Source organism: Streptomyces sp. NPDC048473 (genome assembly GCF_043200155.1).
In the GTDB taxonomy this organism is placed as follows: Bacteria; Actinomycetota; Actinomycetes; order Streptomycetales; family Streptomycetaceae; genus Streptomyces.
Genome location: NZ_JBICXE010000017.1, coordinates 156079 through 172489 on the forward strand (window position 1 = coordinate 156079; position 16411 = coordinate 172489).

Sequence of the window (16411 nt, forward strand, 5' to 3'; positions counted from 1 at the left end):
CTTTCGTCCGGGCGCACCATGATGGGCGGTCCGAGCTGCGGCTCGTCGTGATGAACGAGAGCCGTGACAGCCACCGGGTGGGGTGGCGTTCATGGGTGACCGGGCAGATCGTACGGCTCCGAGCCCCGCTGCCCGTCCTCCCGCCGCCCTAGGGAAAGGCCATGCTGTGCCGGTCGTCCTCGTGCTGCTGCTCGCCGGGACATGGCTGCTCTCCGGGGCCCTGGTCACCGGGACCGATCCGCTGATCGTCGCCGTGGGCCGCACCGCGGTGTGCTGCGCGGTGCTCACCGCCGTCGCTGCCTCCACCGCGGGTGGCCGGGCCGATCTGCGCCGGGCCGCTGCCCGCCCGGGTACCGTATGGCTGCTGGGGCTGCTCGGCTTCGCCGGTTACGCGGCCGGCACCCTCCTCGCCATCCCGCGCATCGGCACCTCGCTCACCAACGTCGTCGTCGCGCTGATGCCATGCGCCTCGGTGGCGGTGGGTGCGGTGTTCTTCGGCGAGCGGTCCGGGCCGCGCAAGGCGGCGGGGGCGGTCCTGGCCTGCGCGGCGGCGACCGGATACGCGGCGCTCGGCGCGGACGCGGGGGACGTGGACGGGGCGGGGCTGCTGCTGGTGGCGGCCGCAACCATGGCGTTCGCGGTGTACGGGTTCCTGTACCGGGATCGGCTGTCGGGGCTGCCACCCCTCGCCGTTCTGCCCGTGCTGCTCGCGGCCGCCACCTGTCTGCTGCTCCCGATGGCTCTGCCCACTCTGATCGCCCACCCGCCGACACTCGCCGCGACCGGCGGTATCGTGGTGCTGGGCGCGGCCGTCTACGCGCCCGCCTACCTCGTACAACACCGGCTCATCCTGCTCCGCGGGCCCGTCTTCACGGCAGCTGTGCAGCTGGCCGTTCCGTTCACCGTGCGCCTCGGCGACTGGGCGCTGAACACCGCGCCCGCACCTTCGGCCGCCGAACTGCTGCTCCTCGCGGTGTGCTGCGCGGGGATCGCCCTCGTCACCGTCCAGCCACACGGTCGGCTCGCCACTGCTGAGTGATCGCGAAGCGCTACTCAACACCCTTCAACCGCAGATTCGTTCCGACCCGGTCTTCGGCCGGGTGAGCACAGCCGACCCGGCCACCACCGGGACCCCCGCGCCCCGGGGCGGCTCAGCCGCCCGACTGCCGCCCGGCCGTCGTCGCGCCGACCACCAGCGTGCACGGGTGGGCGTGCACCCCGGGGCGTCGCGTCCGTCGGCCACCTGGGCCGCAGCGGCGGCCAGCGCGGCCAACCCCGTGTCGAGGGCGGTGAGATGGCGGGTGCGCCGACCGCTGATCACGGTCTCCCAGTTGTCCACACCGACCAGCGCGACGTCGTCCGGAACGCGCCTGCCGGACTCCTGCAGGGCGGACCCCGCGCCGAGCGCCATCTGGTCGTTTCCCGGCCTTGGGGACCAACGGAACAGTCAGTATCGGTGAGATTGATCTTGAACAGTGAGAGGACCTCGGCGGCATCGCCGGGGTCCTCTGTCGTGGCGGGGTAGTCGCAGGTCAGCCTTGCGGTGCGAAGTGCGCGAGGAGGCATTCCCTCTGGTTGCTGCCGAGGCCGCGCACCCGGCGACTTTCGGAGATCTCCAGTTCGGTGAGGGTCTTCCGGGCCCGGACCTTGCCGATGCCGGGGAGCGCTGCGAGGAGCGACAGGACCGGCATCTTGCGGATGGCCTCGGAGTCGCTGGCCAGTACCTCTTGCAGCGGCAGCTTTCCCTGCTTGAGGGCGTCTTTCACCGCGGCTCGTTCCTTACGCGCTGCGGCGGCCTTGTTGAGCGCGGCCCGGCGCTGTTCAGGACTGAGTGGGGGCAGAGCCATGAGGCGTGGTCCTCTCGTCGTACGACACGGAAGAGGACCATGATGTCCCCGCCGTGAGGGCATTGACCAGCAGGTTTACGGGGTTTGCGCGGTCTCCTCGGCGACGCGGGCCGGGCGGGGCCCAGGGATGTCGTCGGCGGCCTGGAGGATGGCGAAGTCGGCGTGCGCCGCCTCAATGGCCTCGGGGTATGCCTGGGCCTTCTCGTGCTCGGCCAGCGCCCGGTAAATGCTCGACAGGCTGGGATTCTGCCCCTTGCGCCGACCCGTGGGGATGATCAGGTCCGGCTGGACCTGCTCGACGGTCTCACCGCTTCCCCGGCGGCGGAGCACGGTGTGCAGCATGTCGTCGGTGATGACCGGCGGCCGGCCGCCGTGCCTGCCCTTGCGGGAGGCGGCATCGAGCCCTTCGAGGGTGGCCTCGCGGATGTTCTCCCGCTCGGTCTCCGCCATCGCCGCGAAGAAGCCGAACAGCAGCCGGCCCGGACCGGTGGGGTCGTAGATTCCCGCCAGCGGCCCGGCGAGCATCTCCAGTACCAGGCCGTGCGCGGTGAGATGGTCCGCGAGCGCGGTCAGCTCGGCTGCGTCCCGGCCCAGCCTTTTCATCTCGTTCACCGTGAAGATCACCCGGCAGTGCGGGGCGTGAGCTTTGATCTCGCGTGCGGCGGCAAGGGCGGCCTCGAACTGCGGGCGGACCCGCACCCGGGTGCTGATCTTCTCGGCGAAGATCTTGTCCCGGGGGATGCTCTTGGCGGCGAGCGCATCGAGCTGCGACTGGAGTTCCTGGGTGAGACTGGAGCAACGTGCGTATCCGATCCGGATGTCCGCGGTCGGGGTGTCCGGATCGATCGCCGCCGGAACGGGAATCCCCGGCCTCCACGGCTGACCCGGACCACGGTCGGCGGGCGTCGGGACACGCAGGAGTTTCGCGAGCCGGGGAACCTTCGTGAACCGACCGGTGTGATAGGTGCCGGCGACCGCGCCGGAGCGCGAGCGGCAGGGTGACCCTGACTGAACGTCACAGCGGGGGCAGCGGTGCCGCTCGACATCATCGGCGTCGGACACGAGTGCGGTTTGAAGGTCCGTCATGACCCCGCATGCTGTCACAAACATTTCCCAGAATGGACCCCAACTCACTTTTGAGTGAGAACGGGTTGTGACAGTGAATCGGCGCTCCGTACCGCTTTCGCGGCCTGTTCTTGATCTTGCTCCGGGAAAGGACCGTTTCTGGGAATGGCTCCCTGGCCTTGATGCTCCGCCCGTCGAACTCCCGCCCCGGGGTGTCCCGTCTCGGTGGACCTGGTCATAATTTCTGGCGATCTGGCCAGATTTGCCCGTCGTCTTGGATGTCCGCAGCTCGATGGCATCCCACCTGGCGGTCCTTGGCATCATGCGATGCCTGCCCATGCTTCAGCTCCGAACGTGCCTTTCACGTCGGAGGCGATGGTGGTGGCGTTCACCCTGGCTTGCAGGGCGTAGACGGTGGTTTTCCGTGTGCCACGGACGCTGAGATGGACTGGACTGTCGCCCGGGTGAGCCGCGAGGATCCTCTTCAGTTCGCTCACAGACCGCTCCGTGACACGGTGTGCGGGGAGTTCAAGTCGTACGGGAGGTTTCCCGCCGTGCTCGGCCGAGGACACGTCCAGCATCGTCATCTCTCTGCCGAAGATGTTCACCGTACCGTCGCGGTCTTCGATCTTGCCTTTAACGGAGATGACGTTGTCCTCGGCCAGCGCGTGCTGCACGAGCTGGTAGGAGGCAGGGAAGAAAAGGACCTCGATGCTGGCGTCGCGGTCTGCGAGGTTCACGATGGCCCACGCGTTGCCCTGTTTGGTCATCTTGAGCTGGATGCTAGTGATCAGCCCGGAGAGCTGGATGTCTCCGGTGGTGCGGCCGGAGGTGAGAAGTTCGGCGATGGAGCAGTCCCGGGCTCCGGAGAGGATGTGCTCGGCGCCGTCCAGTGGGTGGGCGGAGACGTACAGGCCCAGCATCTCGCGTTCGGTTGCCAGGAGTTGGCGGCGGGGCCACTCGGCGTCGTCGATGGGGAAGTCCAGGCCGAAGGTCGGTCCGTCGCTGCCGTCTCCGCTGAGCTCGGCGAAGAGGTCGTCTTGTCCGAAGCTTGCCGCTTTCTTCACGGAAATGATGGCGTCGATGGCGTCGTCGTGGATGGCGGTCAGGCCCTTACGCGCATGTCCCAGGGAGTCGAAGGTGCCGGCTTTGATCAGGGATTCGACGGCCTTCTTGTTCAGTGCGGGCAGGTCGGCCTTGTCCAGGAAGTCGGGGAAGGAAGTGAACTTCCCCTTACTGCGGCGGGCACCGACGATGGCCTCGATGACATTGTCGCCGACGTTGCGTACGGACCGCAGTCCGAACCGCACGTCGTCGCCGACGGCGGTGAACTCTGCGACGGACTCGTTCACGTCGGGCTGGAGGACTCGGACGCCGTTCTTGCGGGCGTCGGCGAGGTAGATCGCGGCCTTGTCCTTGTCGTCGCCCACCGAGGTGAGCAGGGCGGCCATGTATTCGGCCGGGTAGTTGGCCTTGAGGTAGGCGGTCCAGCAGGAGACGAGGCCGTAGCCGGCGGTGTGGGACTTGTTGAACGCGTAGCCGGAGAACGGGAGCATGACGTCCCACAGCGCCTTGATGGCTTCCTCGCTGAATCCGTTGCCCTGCATGCCGTCGTGGAACTTGTCCCACTCGGCGGCCAGCACCTCCGGTTTCTTCTTACCCATCGCACGGCGCAGCAGGTCGGCGCCGCCGAGGGTGTACCCGGCCAGTTCCCGGGCGATGGCCATGATCTGCTCCTGGTAGACGAGCAGATGAAAGGTGTTGCCGAGGATCGGCTCCAAGGCGTCGCGCAGCTCGGGGTGGATCGGGGTGATCTCCTGGCGGCCGGTCTTACGGTGCGCGTAGTTGGTGTGTGCGTTCGCCGCCATGGGGCCGGGGCGGTAGAGGGCGTTAACGGCGGCGATGTCTTCGAACCGGGTGGGTTCCATCTGTTTCAGCAGGACCCGCATGCCGCCGCCGTCGAGCTGGAACACACCGAACGTATTGCCTTCGGCCAGCAGCTGGTACGTCTTGGCGTCGTCCAACGGGATCACGACGGTGGAGGGGTCGCCGTCCAGGGGGTCCACGGTGGCCAGGTTGATGCCACGGTTTTCGCGGATGTTCTCGATGGCCTGATCGATGACGCCCAGGTTCCTCAGCCCCAGGAAATCCATCTTGATCAAGCCCATCGCCTCGCACGACGGGTAGTCGAACCCGGTGATCTTCACGCCGTCCGAGGCACGCATGTGCAGCGGGATGCGGTCAGTCAGCTTCGTCTTGGAAAGGATCACCGCAGCGGCGTGTACACCGGTACCGCGGGTCAGGCCCTCCACCCCGCGCGCCGTGTCCATGACCCGCTTCACGTCCGGCTCGTTGTCGTACATCTGCCGGAGCTCGCCGGCCTCGCCATACCGCTCGTGAGAGGGGTCGAAGACGGCCGCCAGCGGGGCTGACTTGCCGTTCTGGTCCGGCGGGAGTGCCTTGGTGATCCGCTCACCGTGGGAGTAGGGGTAGCCCAGGATGCGCGAGGAGTCCTTGGTCGCGTTCTTGGCCTTGATCTTGCCGAACGTGTTCACCATGGCGGTGTACTCGTCGCCGTACTTCTCGGTGACGTAGCGGACCATTCTGTCGCGCTGGCGGTCGTCGAAGTCGAGGTCCACATCCGGAGGGTTGATGCGCTCGGGGTTGAGGAATCGTTCGAACAGGAGGCCGTGCTCCAGAGGGCACAGTTCGGTGATGCGAGTGGCGTAGGCCACGATGGAGCCGGTGGCAGAGCCACGGCCCGGGCCGAGGGGGATCTTGTTCTCCCGGGCGTGGCGGCAAATGTCCGCCACGACGAGGAAGTAGGAGCTGAAGCCCATGGGGCCGATGACCGTCATCTCGGTCTCGAAGCGGTCCAGGACGTGCTGGGGAACCGGGTTCCCGTAGCGCATCGCCAGGCCCGCGAGGACTTCCTTCCGCAGCCACGACTCCTGAGTTTCACCCTCGGGAACGTCCGGGAACTGCGGCATCTCGTCGACGTAGTCGAAGACCTCGTCATAGGACTCGATGCGCTCGGCGATCAGCAGGGTGTTGTCGCAGGCTTCGGGAAGATCCGAGAAGAGCCTGCGCATCTCGGCGGCGGTCTTGAGGTAGTAGCCGGAGCCGTTGAAGCGGAAGCGCTTCGGGTCATCTTTGTTCTTGCCGACACCGATGCACAGCAGGCTGTCGTGGGCGTCGGCCTGGTCCTCGGTGACGTAGTGCGCGTCATTGGTGGCCAGGAGAGGGATGCTCAGCTCCTTGGCCAGCCGCAACAGGCCGTCGCGAACGTTGCGTTCGATGTCCAGGCCGTGGTCCATCAGTTCCAGGAAGTAGTTCTCGCGGCCGAAGACCTCCTGGTAAGCCGCAGCGGCGGCCTTCGCCTCGCCGTACTGGTTCAGCCGCAGCCGGGTCTGGATCTCGCCGGAGGGGCAACCGGTGGTGGCGATGATGCCCTCCGGCCGCTCAGCGATCAGCTCGCGGTCCATGCGCGGCTTACCGACCGGGAACTGTCCCTCATAGCTGGCCTGCGTGCTGAGCCAGAACAGGTTCCGCAGGCCCTGAACGTTCCGCGCCCACATGGTCATATGGGTGAAACGGCCGCCACCCGAGACGTCTTTCGATCCCTCACCGTCATCACTCACGGCGCGGCGGCCTCCCGGCCCCCAGAACTCCTGCTTCCGGCCGAAACGGGAGGAAGGCGCTACGTACGCCTCGATACCGATGATCGGCGTGATGCCCTCGAAGCCCTTCGCGACCTGAGCGAATTCATAGGCGCCGAACATGTTGCCGTGATCGCTCATGGCAATCGCAGGCATCTGCTGCCGGGCCACCTCGCCGAACATCGGCTTCAGCTTCTGCGCACCGTCCAGCATCGAATATTCGGTGTGATTGTGCAGGTGAACGAAAGAATCCGGCACGGGTTTGTTGCCTCCGCGGCGAGTAGGAAGCCCCACCCCGACCAGAGCCGCGATGGTGACCTTGCCAGCGACCGACCGCACCGGCATCGGCAGATGGGCGGGCTGCTCGGTCCGTCGCGGTGTGATCGCGTGGACGGGGTGACCAGCAGGATCGAACCTGCCTGGGCAATCGCTCCCCTGTCGCACCGCCCTGCAACACCACACGTTGACCAGAGACATCAAAGCGGCCAGTGCGCAAGGGAATCAAACAACTATTTCACCCCTACAACTCAACCATTGGTTGATCGCCTAGGATGGTCGGCGTGGATCTCACTGCCGTGTACACCTTCGTCACCGCCGTAGACGAGGGACAGTTCCAAGAAGCCGCCACCAGCCTGTCGATCACCCCGCAGGCCGTCTCCAAGCGCATCGCCGTGCTGGAGAAGGACCTCGGCGTGCAATTGTTCAGCCGCACAGCTCGCGGGGCCCGGCTGACGATCGACGGCCAGGCGTTCCTGCCCCACGCCCGGGCTCTCCTTCAAGCCGAGGAGCGGGCAGCCGCTTCCGTACAGCCAGGCACCCGCCCGCTACGCGTCGACGTGATCGGCCGACAGCTCTCTCTGGCAGGACTGCTGCGTGACTTCCATCGCGCGCACCCCGACGTCGACCTCGATGTGGTGACCCTCTTGGACTCCGCGGCGGCCATCGCCGCCATCCGGTCCGGAACGATCGACGCGACCTTCCGCGCCGTCACCATGCCCGGGCGCCAACTCCCCGACGGCATCGAGGCCACCCCGGTCTTCGACGAGCCCCTCCATCTGTTCACCGGACCAGCCCACGAGTTCGCTGCCGCTCGCAAGGTCACTCCCGCCCAGCTCGCCGGGCGTCGGATCTGGATGCCCGGCAACGTCCCCGGAACCGAGTGGGCCGCCTACTACGACGAACTCGCCACCGCGTTCGGGCTCACCATCGACTCGATCGGCCCCGACTTCGGCATTGAGCCCCTCCTCGACACGATCGCGAGCTCCTCGACGCTGGCGACCTTCGTCAGCGAGCAGACCCCTCTCGTCTGGCCCGCCGGCCATGACCTGAGGCGCATCCCCCTACACAGCCCGATCCCGGTCTACCCGCACTCACTGCTCTGGCGCACCGACAACCCGCACCCTGCCCTCACCGCGCTCCGCACCCACCTCAGCTCCGCATACCCCGGACGCCCCGAAGGGGATATCTGGACACCGAAGTGGGCTCAGCACCCTCCGAGTTAGGCTGGCGACAGCAACGCCACGAGCCGACGGCCGGAGGAGATGTTGGGCGCCTCGCTTCCCTACTCCTCGTCCAGGCCGACGGCGTCCGGGTCGCGCAGCGGCCGCAGCCCGTCGCCCGGCTGGGAGGCGGTGAAGCTGTAGCGGCCCAGAACGTTCAGATTCTTGTGCTTGAGCGGGGACAGCCGGGCCACGTCCTCGTCGCGGATCTCATGCCCCTCCGCGCGGAGCTGGGCGACAGCGGCGTCGATGTACCTGGTCGTCCAGAGCACCACGGCGTTCAAGACGAGACCCAGCGAGCCCAACTGATCCTCCATCCCGTCCCGGTACGCCTGGTGGATGGTGCCCTTCTTGCCGTGGCAGATGTTCCGGGCGAGGTTGTGGCGGGACTCCTGGAGGTGACTGGCTCGCCGGTCCGGCAGGCAGCGGTGACCGTCTTCGACGCGGCAGGATCCGAGGCAGCATCTCATTGCGCCTTCGGGGTGATGGCGGCCGGGGCGCCGCCGGCACCGCCACGTCAGATGCGGCTACCACAGACGGACTTCAGGGAGCCGCCCAGCGCCGCCGTGTGGAGTCCATCGAGGTGCCTTTCGTGGCGCACGCGTACCGCAGCGGCGGCCAGCGCGACGCCGCACAGCGGCGCTGAGCGGTGCACTGCCGAGGCAGCGATGGCTCGAACGAGTGCCTCGTTGATGCGGTTGACCTCCTTGCGCACCTCACTCAGGTCGGGGCGCACCGTGGGTGCCTTGGACGGATCGTCCTGCCACCGCCGGTGCAGCCCACGCTGCACCACCTTGTTCGCCTCGATCTGGTCCCGGAAGATCCGCCGGGTCACCTCAGGATCCGCGTCCAACTGCCGCGCCTGATCGGCCACGGCGTCCAGTACCTGCTGCTCCCTGGCGGGGTCGTCGATGGGGCTGCCGGTACCCCACTTGGCTGCGGCGACCAGGTCGCCGGTGGCGAGGCGCCGGGCGGAGAGGCCGGTGATGGAGAACAGCGGCGAGTGCGGACCGGCACCACTCGCGGTGGTCGTGGCGGTGTGCGTCGTGGCCACGGACGCCGGGGTCGCAGCGGCCACTCCGGCGAACAGCACCGTTGCGGCGACAGCTGCGGCTGCAGTCAGCAAGTGGCCTGATTTTGACGTCTGTTGCACGGGAGTTCCCTGCCGATCGGTCGATGGTGCGAGGAGCACAGTGGGCGCGTCACGCACAGGCCATGGACAGGGAGAACGCCGGGGCGTGGGCCGAGGTAACGAACACTGCATCCTGCGGTGCGGCCGTGGAAAAGACACTCCTCGGCACGCTCCAGCGCCTCGGCCCCTGTGCCGTTGACATCGGCAAGTGGGTCCGACCCACGCTGCGGCAAAATCATGGATGAAGGCCCATGCCCGTCCCCGGTCCGGCTTCCCGCCACGCGGAACCTGACCGGCGTCGAGTTCCTCAACCATGCCGTGGACCGTACAGGTCGGTGCCCCGCCTCATCGAGCACGTCATCGCAGTCCCTCCGGCCTGCGCACTCCCAGGGGCCCCACGCCTCAACGCTCGATCCGCCGTGCCGGGCGTCGCCCGGCGGCATACTTTGGCAGACTCTGAGCTGTGAGACCTGACCTGACACAACTACGAGACCTGGTCGAAGGACCACCGGAGTTCGGCCGCAGGCCGGCCGTCGCTGTGTCGGAGGCGATGATCCGCGATGCCGAAGCGCGCGTCGGCCCGCTGCCGCCGTCGTACCGGTGGTGGCTGGCCGGATACGGCCAAGGCCGGGTTGGGGACGTGGACATCGCGACGGTCGCGCCGGCCGGGTTCGCCGACAACGCATACGACGCCGTCACCGCCCGGTGGCGGCTGAGTGGCACCAGGCTGTGCTTCGGTATCGAATCCGACTGCGGTGACAGCTACTACTTCGCCCTCGATCGGACAGGGGAAGCCGGGGACGGGGAGCATCCGGTCGTACGTCGTGACGGTCTGGACGGCGGTGAGTATCCGGTGGCGGAGTCCTTCGCCGGGTTTCTGGCCGTTCAGGTGTCGCTGTTGCGCGGGCTCGGGGACGGCCCCAATCCCGCGGTCGCCCGTCTGTGGCGGTCGACGCCGGGCGTGCTGCTCGACAACGGCGTTCTGGTTTACGGGCCGCACTGCATCGAGGAACGCAACGAGACCTTCGAGGTGCCCCGGTACGCGCCCGAGTGGGTGCTGGTCGGCGACGACAGCGGGGGCGGCGGACTGTTCATGCGCCGCCACGGCCGCGACCGCACCCGTGTGTACCACCTGGATCTAGGCGCGATCGACGAGGACATCGAAGCGGACGGCGACCTGCTGACGGACGATCTGCTCGGCTGGCTGAGTGCGGACCGGGCCTGACGGGGCCCCGGCCTCCGCGGGGTCGCCGGAGCCGGGCGCGGTGGGCCACACAGACAGGGGTCCGTCGTCTCCCAGGAGTCGCCCGTCCCGCAGGTGACATCGTGACGTCGGAACGACACCCACAGAGGAACCGGGCAGGCATACCTCTGATCCGCTACGGATAGTGATGTGTCGGGTGGTCGCAGCCGTACAGGAACAGGGCCTGGACGGGGCCAACTTGCTGCCGGGTGCAACCGCTGGGCTGCCGGAAGCGTCGTGTGCAGGCAGTACGACCACACGGGCAGGGAGGCAGGAGATCTTGAAGTCAAGCAGGGGTGCGTCACGCCGTGTAGTGCTCGCCGGTGGCCTGGGGGCGGCGCTGAGCGCTGTTCCCATGACATCGGCCGCGTACGCCCACAGCCCGGGGAACGAGGCGGTGCGGAGGTTACAAGACCTGGAACGGGAGCATGCCGCTCGGCTGGGGGTGTTCGGGTGGAACACAGTGACGGGCAGGAGCGTCCTCCACCGGGGGGATGAGCGCTTCCCCATGTGTTCGACGTTCAAGACGTTGGCCGTCGGGGCCGTCCTGAGAGACCTCGACCGTGACGGGACGTTCCTTTCGAAGGTCATTCACTACACGGAGCAGGACACCAAGAGGTCGGGAGGCGCGCCCGTGACCGGTCTGCCCGAGAACCTCGCGCATGGGATGACAGTTGAGGGTCTTTGCGGCGCGGCCATCTCGCACAGCGACAACACCGCGGCGAACCTCCTGCTGGATGAGCTCGGCGGACCGACGTCCGTCACCCGTTTCTGCCGGTCCATCGGAGACTCGGTCACCCGGCTCGACCGCTGGGAGCCGGAGTTGAACTCGGCGGAACCAGGGCGTGCGACCGACACCACCAGCCCCCGCGCCATTGGCAGGACCTACGCGCGGCTCGCCCTCGGGCGCTCCCTGGAGGCGGGGGACCGGCGGCGACTGACCGGGTGGCTGCTGGCCAACAAGACTGGCGGCACACGCCTGCGCGCCGGCCTTCCTGGGGGCTGGACGGTCGGCGACAAGACCGGCACCGGCAGCTACGGGACCGCGAACGACGTGGGCATCGCCTGGCCCTCCGGTCAGGGGCCGATCGTGATGGCTGTCCTGTCTACCAAGCACGACGTCGATGCCGAGGCGGACGACCCTTTGATCGCCAAGGCCGCTGACATCCTGGCAACTGCCCTCGACTGACGTCCGGCGCGGCTGTGCGGTCGGGACCGTCGAGCCGGTGGCCGCGCTCTGCCGGCGCAGCATGGGTGCTCTGGTTCGGTGCCCCCGTCGGCAGCCGCCGTGCCGTCGTCAGCCGTAGCGACAGCACCAGGGGCGCCCGCCCAGTGGCCGGGAGAGAGCGCTCAACCAGCCTGCCACCGTGAAGGTGGCCTCTCCTGATGCGTATCGGGATCGTTGGCACCGAGAACACCCATGTCGACCACATCGTCGGCCACCTCAACGTCCACGAGGCGGGCGGCGACGCCCGCGTCGTGGCTCTCAGCGGCGGGCACAGTCGGCGCAACGACACGCTGGCGTCCACCGGAGGGATAGAAAAGGTCCTCGACGAGCCCACCGGCCTGCTGCCGTGCGTACGCAGGGACGTCTGACGAGCTCCCTGTGTCCACCGACTGGTGGACGTCCGGTTCAACCGGTAGAGGCTGCCGGGGGATTGGTCCCGCGGACCAGCATGTGAGGCATGAGAAACCTCAATCGCCCAGTACGTATGGCTCGTTGGAGCGCCCGGCATCCGTGGCGCGCGATCACCGGTTGGTTCGTCTTCGTCATTCTGTGCCTCGGCGCCGGCATCGCCGCCGGCAGCAACGCGGCCACCACCGAGGACTTCTGGGTGGGGGAGGCGGGGCACGCCGAATCGATGGCGACCGAAGGCGGGCTGCAGCGCCGTCCCACCGAACACGTGATGATCTCCTCCCGGTCAGGCCCACTGGACACGGCGGCGGCCGCTTCCGCGGTCCGTGACCTCACAGGCCGGATGGCCGAATTGCCCGAGGTGGACAGCGTGGCGGCCCCGGTCCGTTCCAAGGACGGCACGACTCTGCGCGTCACGGTGGTCCTGAAGGGCCCTGAGCTGGACGGCAGGAAGAATGTCGTTCCGCTCCTCGGCCAGACGGCGAAGGTGGCCGCCGGCCACCCCGGCCTCGTCGTGGAGGAGACCGGATCGCCCGCCATCAGCAACGGCGTCAACGACCAGCGTGGTGAAGACCTCGCCCTGTCGGAACGCATCACCCTGCCGGTCACGCTCGTCATCCTGCTGCTCGTCTTCGGCTCGGTGGTCATGGCCGGTGTGCCGCTGCTGCTTGCGCTCTCCTCGATCGCCGCCACCCTTGGCCTGGCCATGCTGGCCTCCCACTTCCTCCCGGACCCCGGGGTCGGGACCAACATGATCCTGCTCATCGGTCTGGCGGTGGGCGTCGACTACACGCTCTTCTACCTCAAGCGCGAGCGCGAGGAACGGGCTCGCGCCGACGGCCGGCTCGGTTCCGAGGCACTGGTGGAGCTCGCGGCGGCAACGGCGGGCCGCGCCATCGTGGTTTCCGGTCTTGCGGTGATCGTCTCCACCGCCACCCTCTATCTCGCCACCGACGTCATCTTCTCGTCCCTGGCGACGGGCACCATCCTGGTCGTGGCGGTCGCCATGGTCAGTTCTCTCACCGTGCTTCCCGCGTTGCTGGTGAAGATCGGTCATCGTACGGAACGCCGAGCCGCCAAGAAGGCCGCCCGGCTGGCGCGCCGGGGCAAACCGGTGGTCACGAAGCCGGCGAAGCCCGAGAACGGGCGGGTGTTCGGCGCCCTGATGCGGCCCGCACAGCGCTGTCCCGCGATCACCCTGTGCGTATCCGTACTGGTCATGCTCGCTGTGGCAGCGCCGGCCCTCGGCTTGAAGCTCATCGACCCGGGCAAGGACACGTTCTCGCGCTCCATCCCGGCCATGCAGGTGTACGACCGGCTGACCGCGAAGTTCCCCGAACTCCTCGTCAAGCACGAGGTCGTCGCCCGATCCGCCCCGGACCGGGCCGGACAGGTGAAGCAGGCTCTGGTGGAACTGGGCAGGCGGGCCCAGACGGATCCGCTGTTCGCCCGGAACACCGAACCGACGGTACACACCTCGGCCGACGGCCGGATCAGTGTGCTTGAGCTGGCTGTGCCGTACCCCGCGCCCTCCGACCGGGCGATCGCGTCACTGGACCACCTCCGCAAGAGATACCTGCCTGCCACCATAGGGGAATTGCCCGGTGTGGAGACAGCGGTGAGCGGTGATGTGGCCCGCGGGCAGGACTACGTGACGCACGAGAACAGCAAACTGCCGCTCGTCATCGGCTTCCTGCTGCTGCTGACCTTCGTGATGACCGTGGCGGCCTTCCGCTCGGTGATGATCGGCCTGATCGGCGTCGTACTCAATCTGCTGTCCGCGGCTGCCGCGCTCGGGGCACTGGTCGCGGTCTTCCAAGGAACCTGGGCGGAGGGCCTGCTGGGCTTCGACTCGCTCGGCGCGATCGCATCGCGCGTGCCGCTCTTCCTCTTCGTGATCCTCTTCGGTCTGTCGATGGACTACCAGGTGTTCGTGGTCAGCCGGATCAAGGAGGCCATGGATCACGGAATGACGGCCCGCGCCGCAGTGCTGGACGGCATCGGCCGGTCGGCGAAGGTGGTGACCAGCGCGGCGATGGTGATGGTCACAGTGTTTGCCGCGTTCGTCTTCCTGCACCTCACCGAGATGAAGCAGATGGGCTTCTGCCTGGCTGTCGCGGTGCTGCTGGACGCCGTGGTCATCCGGATGATGATCCTGCCGTCGATCCTGCTGCTCCTCGGGGAACGCGCCTGGTGGCCCCTGCGACCCTCGCGGCGGGCAGCGAACGCCGCCCCCACCACCCGCACGCTCCAGAACGTAATCTGACGGACATGCTTCAACGACCGCAGCGCGGCGACCCGTTCTGGATATGGGCGCTCCACTGGTGGGAGGGTCTGTCCTGGGCGCTCATCGCCCTCATCGGCCTGCTCACACTCGTGGGCGACACTCCTACCGCTACCAAGTACGGGTTGCTGGCGCTGCTGGCCGTACTCGCACTCTGCTGCGGGCTCGTGCGCGGCTTCCCCGACAACCCGGTACTGAGCCCGTACGGCTATCTGTGCGTGCTGATCCTCGCACTGGGCGCTCTCTCCTACCTCGGGGACGGCTTCGGAGTGCTGTACACCGTGACGCTGGCGCAGTTCGTCATCTTCGTGAACAGCCCTCGGTCCGCGATCATCTACAGCGGTTTCGGCGCCCTGGCGATCACTGTCGGCGGAACCCTGAGGGAAGGCTGGGGAGCCGACGTCCTCACCACCAACACCATCTCGTCCCTCGGGGTGTACGCGGTGGGCGTACTGATCGCGGTGCTGACACCCAAGGCGCTGGCCCTGCGGGACGAACGCGCCCAACTGCGAGAGGAGTTGAAGACCACCCAACTGGAACTGTCCGAGGTGTACCAGCGCCAGGGCGCGGCGGAGGAACGCGAACGACTCGCACGGGAGATCCACGACACGCTCGCCCAGGGGTTCGCCTCCATCATCGTGCTCGCCGAGGCGGCCCGCTCCGGGCTCTGCGCCGACCCCGACCGAAGTGCCCAGCAGCTCCAGTCCATCGAGCAGACCGCCCGGGAGAACCTCGCCGAGGCCCGGGTCCTGGTCGGTGCCGCGCCCCGCAGCGGCGTGGCTGCCGGATCGGTCGCCACGACCCTGCGCCGGACCCTGGACCGGTTCACCGAGGACACCGGGCTCACCGTCACGGCGGAACTGGCAGAACTGACGGACGCCGAGTGCGACCAGCCGACCCGAATCGCACTGCTGCGGTGCACCCAGGAGTCCCTGGCCAACATCCGCAAGCATGCGTCGGCCTCCGCAGTGGGCGTCGTTCTGGCACGGCACCTCCACGGCATCGAGCTGGAGATCACCGACGACGGATGCGGATTCGTGGTGGAGGAGTCCCACGGTTTCGGTCTGAACGGCATGCGCAGACGCCTCGCCGAATTCGGCGGCGAGCTCACCGTCACCAGCTCGGTCGGCGACGGCACCCGGATCCTCGTGACCATCCCCATGAACGGTCAGGCATGACATGACAGCTCCAACACCGCCACAGAGCCCCCTGCGCATCATTCTGGCCGACGACCATACGGTGATGCGCGCCGGGCTCGTCGCGCTGCTGGCCTCCGAACCAACCATCGACATCGTCGGCGAGGCCGGCGACGGCCGTGAGGCCGTGCGGCTCGTCGAACAGCTCCAGCCGGATGTGGCACTCGTCGATCTGCGGATGCCGGTTCTCGACGGGGTGGGTGCCACCGCCGAGATCGTCTCGGGCCCCGGGCGGACCCGGGTGCTGATCCTGACCACGTACGAAACCGATGCGGACATCGAGCGCGGCGTGGAGGCGGGAGCCACCGGATATCTCCTCAAGGACGCCACCCGCGACCAACTCGTCGAAGCAATCCACTCGGCCTCCCGGGGCGAGACGGTCCTCGCCCCGCGTGTCGCGCAACGGCTGGTGGCCAGAATGCGGCAGCCCGCGCCCGTAACACTCACCCCGCGCGAGTCGGAGGTACTCGACGCGGTGGCCGACGGACTGTCCAATGCGGAGATCGGCCGACGCCTGTTCATCGGGGAGGCCACGGTGAAGACCCACCTCCTGCGGATATTCGCCAAGCTCGACGTCAGTGACCGCACACGCGCGGTCGTTGTCGCCATGAACGGCGGCCTCCTCCGACGGCATTAGCCTCGGCGTTTCAGTTGGGGCTGCTGGGTGGCTGAGAGGGGTTGTTTGAGGCCGCGTCGGCCGGTGGGCATGGTGAGGGCCCGACGCGTGGTCGGGTTCTCCGAGGTCCTTGAGCCGGGGTGGGCGGGGACGGCGAGTCAGCTGGCGGGGCGGGGCAGTGCGGCCAGGCGGTGGAATGCGGCCGTGAGCTCATGTCGCCAGGGCCGGGTCGCC

General features: G+C 68.0%; 13 protein-coding genes and 1 pseudogene. 8 read left to right on the forward strand and 6 right to left on the reverse strand.

The features are described 5' to 3' along the window. The first annotated feature begins 166 nt into the window (after positions 1–166). Complete coding sequence (locus ACGFU7_RS25950; RefSeq protein WP_393698684.1) at positions 167–1039, forward strand: DMT family transporter; 873 nt, start codon at positions 167–169, stop codon at positions 1037–1039. Positions 1040–1063: 24 nt separating this feature from the next. Here the strand turns inward: ACGFU7_RS25950 and ACGFU7_RS25955 are convergent, their stop codons facing one another. From ACGFU7_RS25955 to dnaE, 4 genes are all read right to left on the reverse strand, one after another. Then, on the reverse strand, positions 1064–1411 hold the full coding sequence (locus ACGFU7_RS25955; protein ID WP_393698686.1) for a substrate-binding domain-containing protein: 348 nt from the start codon (positions 1409–1411) through the stop codon (positions 1064–1066). 121 nt (positions 1412–1532) lie between these two features. Continuing rightward, positions 1533–1847: an integration host factor, actinobacterial type gene (gene mihF, locus ACGFU7_RS25960; RefSeq protein WP_393698688.1), complete on the reverse strand. Its 315-nt coding sequence runs from the start codon at positions 1845–1847 to the stop codon at positions 1533–1535. Positions 1848–1922: 75 nt separating this feature from the next. Further along, positions 1923–2933: a recombinase family protein gene (locus ACGFU7_RS25965; RefSeq protein ID WP_393698690.1), complete on the reverse strand. Its 1011-nt coding sequence runs from the start codon at positions 2931–2933 to the stop codon at positions 1923–1925. 299 nt (positions 2934–3232) lie between these two features. After that, positions 3233–6829, reverse strand: a complete 3597-nt coding sequence (dnaE, locus tag ACGFU7_RS25970; RefSeq protein ID WP_393698692.1) for a DNA polymerase III subunit alpha — start codon at positions 6827–6829, stop codon at positions 3233–3235. A gap of 302 nt (positions 6830–7131) precedes the next feature. Here dnaE and ACGFU7_RS25975 point away from each other — a divergent pair, with 302 nt between their 5' ends. After that, positions 7132–8073 carry a LysR family transcriptional regulator gene (locus ACGFU7_RS25975; protein ID WP_393698694.1) on the forward strand — a complete coding sequence of 314 codons (942 nt, stop codon included), beginning with the start codon at positions 7132–7134 and terminating at the stop codon, positions 8071–8073. A gap of 59 nt (positions 8074–8132) precedes the next feature. Here the strand turns inward: ACGFU7_RS25975 and ACGFU7_RS25980 are convergent. Continuing rightward, positions 8133–8468, reverse strand: a pseudogene (locus ACGFU7_RS25980) (Tn3 family transposase); the annotation flags it as partial. Between the two features lie 119 nt (positions 8469–8587). Next, entirely contained in the window at positions 8588–9193 is a 606-nt protein-coding gene (locus tag ACGFU7_RS25985) for a chorismate mutase (RefSeq protein ID WP_393698717.1), read from the reverse strand. A gap of 472 nt (positions 9194–9665) precedes the next feature. Here ACGFU7_RS25985 and ACGFU7_RS25990 point away from each other — a divergent pair, with 472 nt between their 5' ends. The 6 genes from ACGFU7_RS25990 (at position 9666) to ACGFU7_RS26015 (ending at position 16198) form a co-directional block, all read left to right on the forward strand. After that, positions 9666–10427 (forward strand): SMI1/KNR4 family protein, encoded by a 762-nt coding sequence (locus tag ACGFU7_RS25990; protein ID WP_393698695.1) that lies wholly within the window; start codon positions 9666–9668, stop codon positions 10425–10427. Between the two features lie 373 nt (positions 10428–10800). Further along, on the forward strand, positions 10801–11634 hold the full coding sequence (gene bla, locus ACGFU7_RS25995; RefSeq protein WP_393698696.1) for a class A beta-lactamase: 834 nt from the start codon (positions 10801–10803) through the stop codon (positions 11632–11634). A 197-nt stretch (positions 11635–11831) separates the two neighbouring features. Next, positions 11832–12041, forward strand: a complete 210-nt coding sequence (locus ACGFU7_RS26000; protein WP_393698698.1) for a hypothetical protein — start codon at positions 11832–11834, stop codon at positions 12039–12041. An 89-nt stretch (positions 12042–12130) separates the two neighbouring features. Next, a complete protein-coding gene (locus ACGFU7_RS26005; protein ID WP_393698700.1) occupies positions 12131–14347 on the forward strand; it encodes an MMPL family transporter in 2217 nt (738 codons plus the stop codon). 5 nt (positions 14348–14352) lie between these two features. After that, complete coding sequence (locus ACGFU7_RS26010; protein WP_393698702.1) at positions 14353–15543, forward strand: sensor histidine kinase; 1191 nt, start codon at positions 14353–14355, stop codon at positions 15541–15543. Position 15544: 1 nt separating this feature from the next. Beyond that, a complete protein-coding gene (locus ACGFU7_RS26015; RefSeq protein ID WP_393698704.1) occupies positions 15545–16198 on the forward strand; it encodes a response regulator in 654 nt (217 codons plus the stop codon). Positions 16199–16411 lie beyond the last annotated feature (213 nt).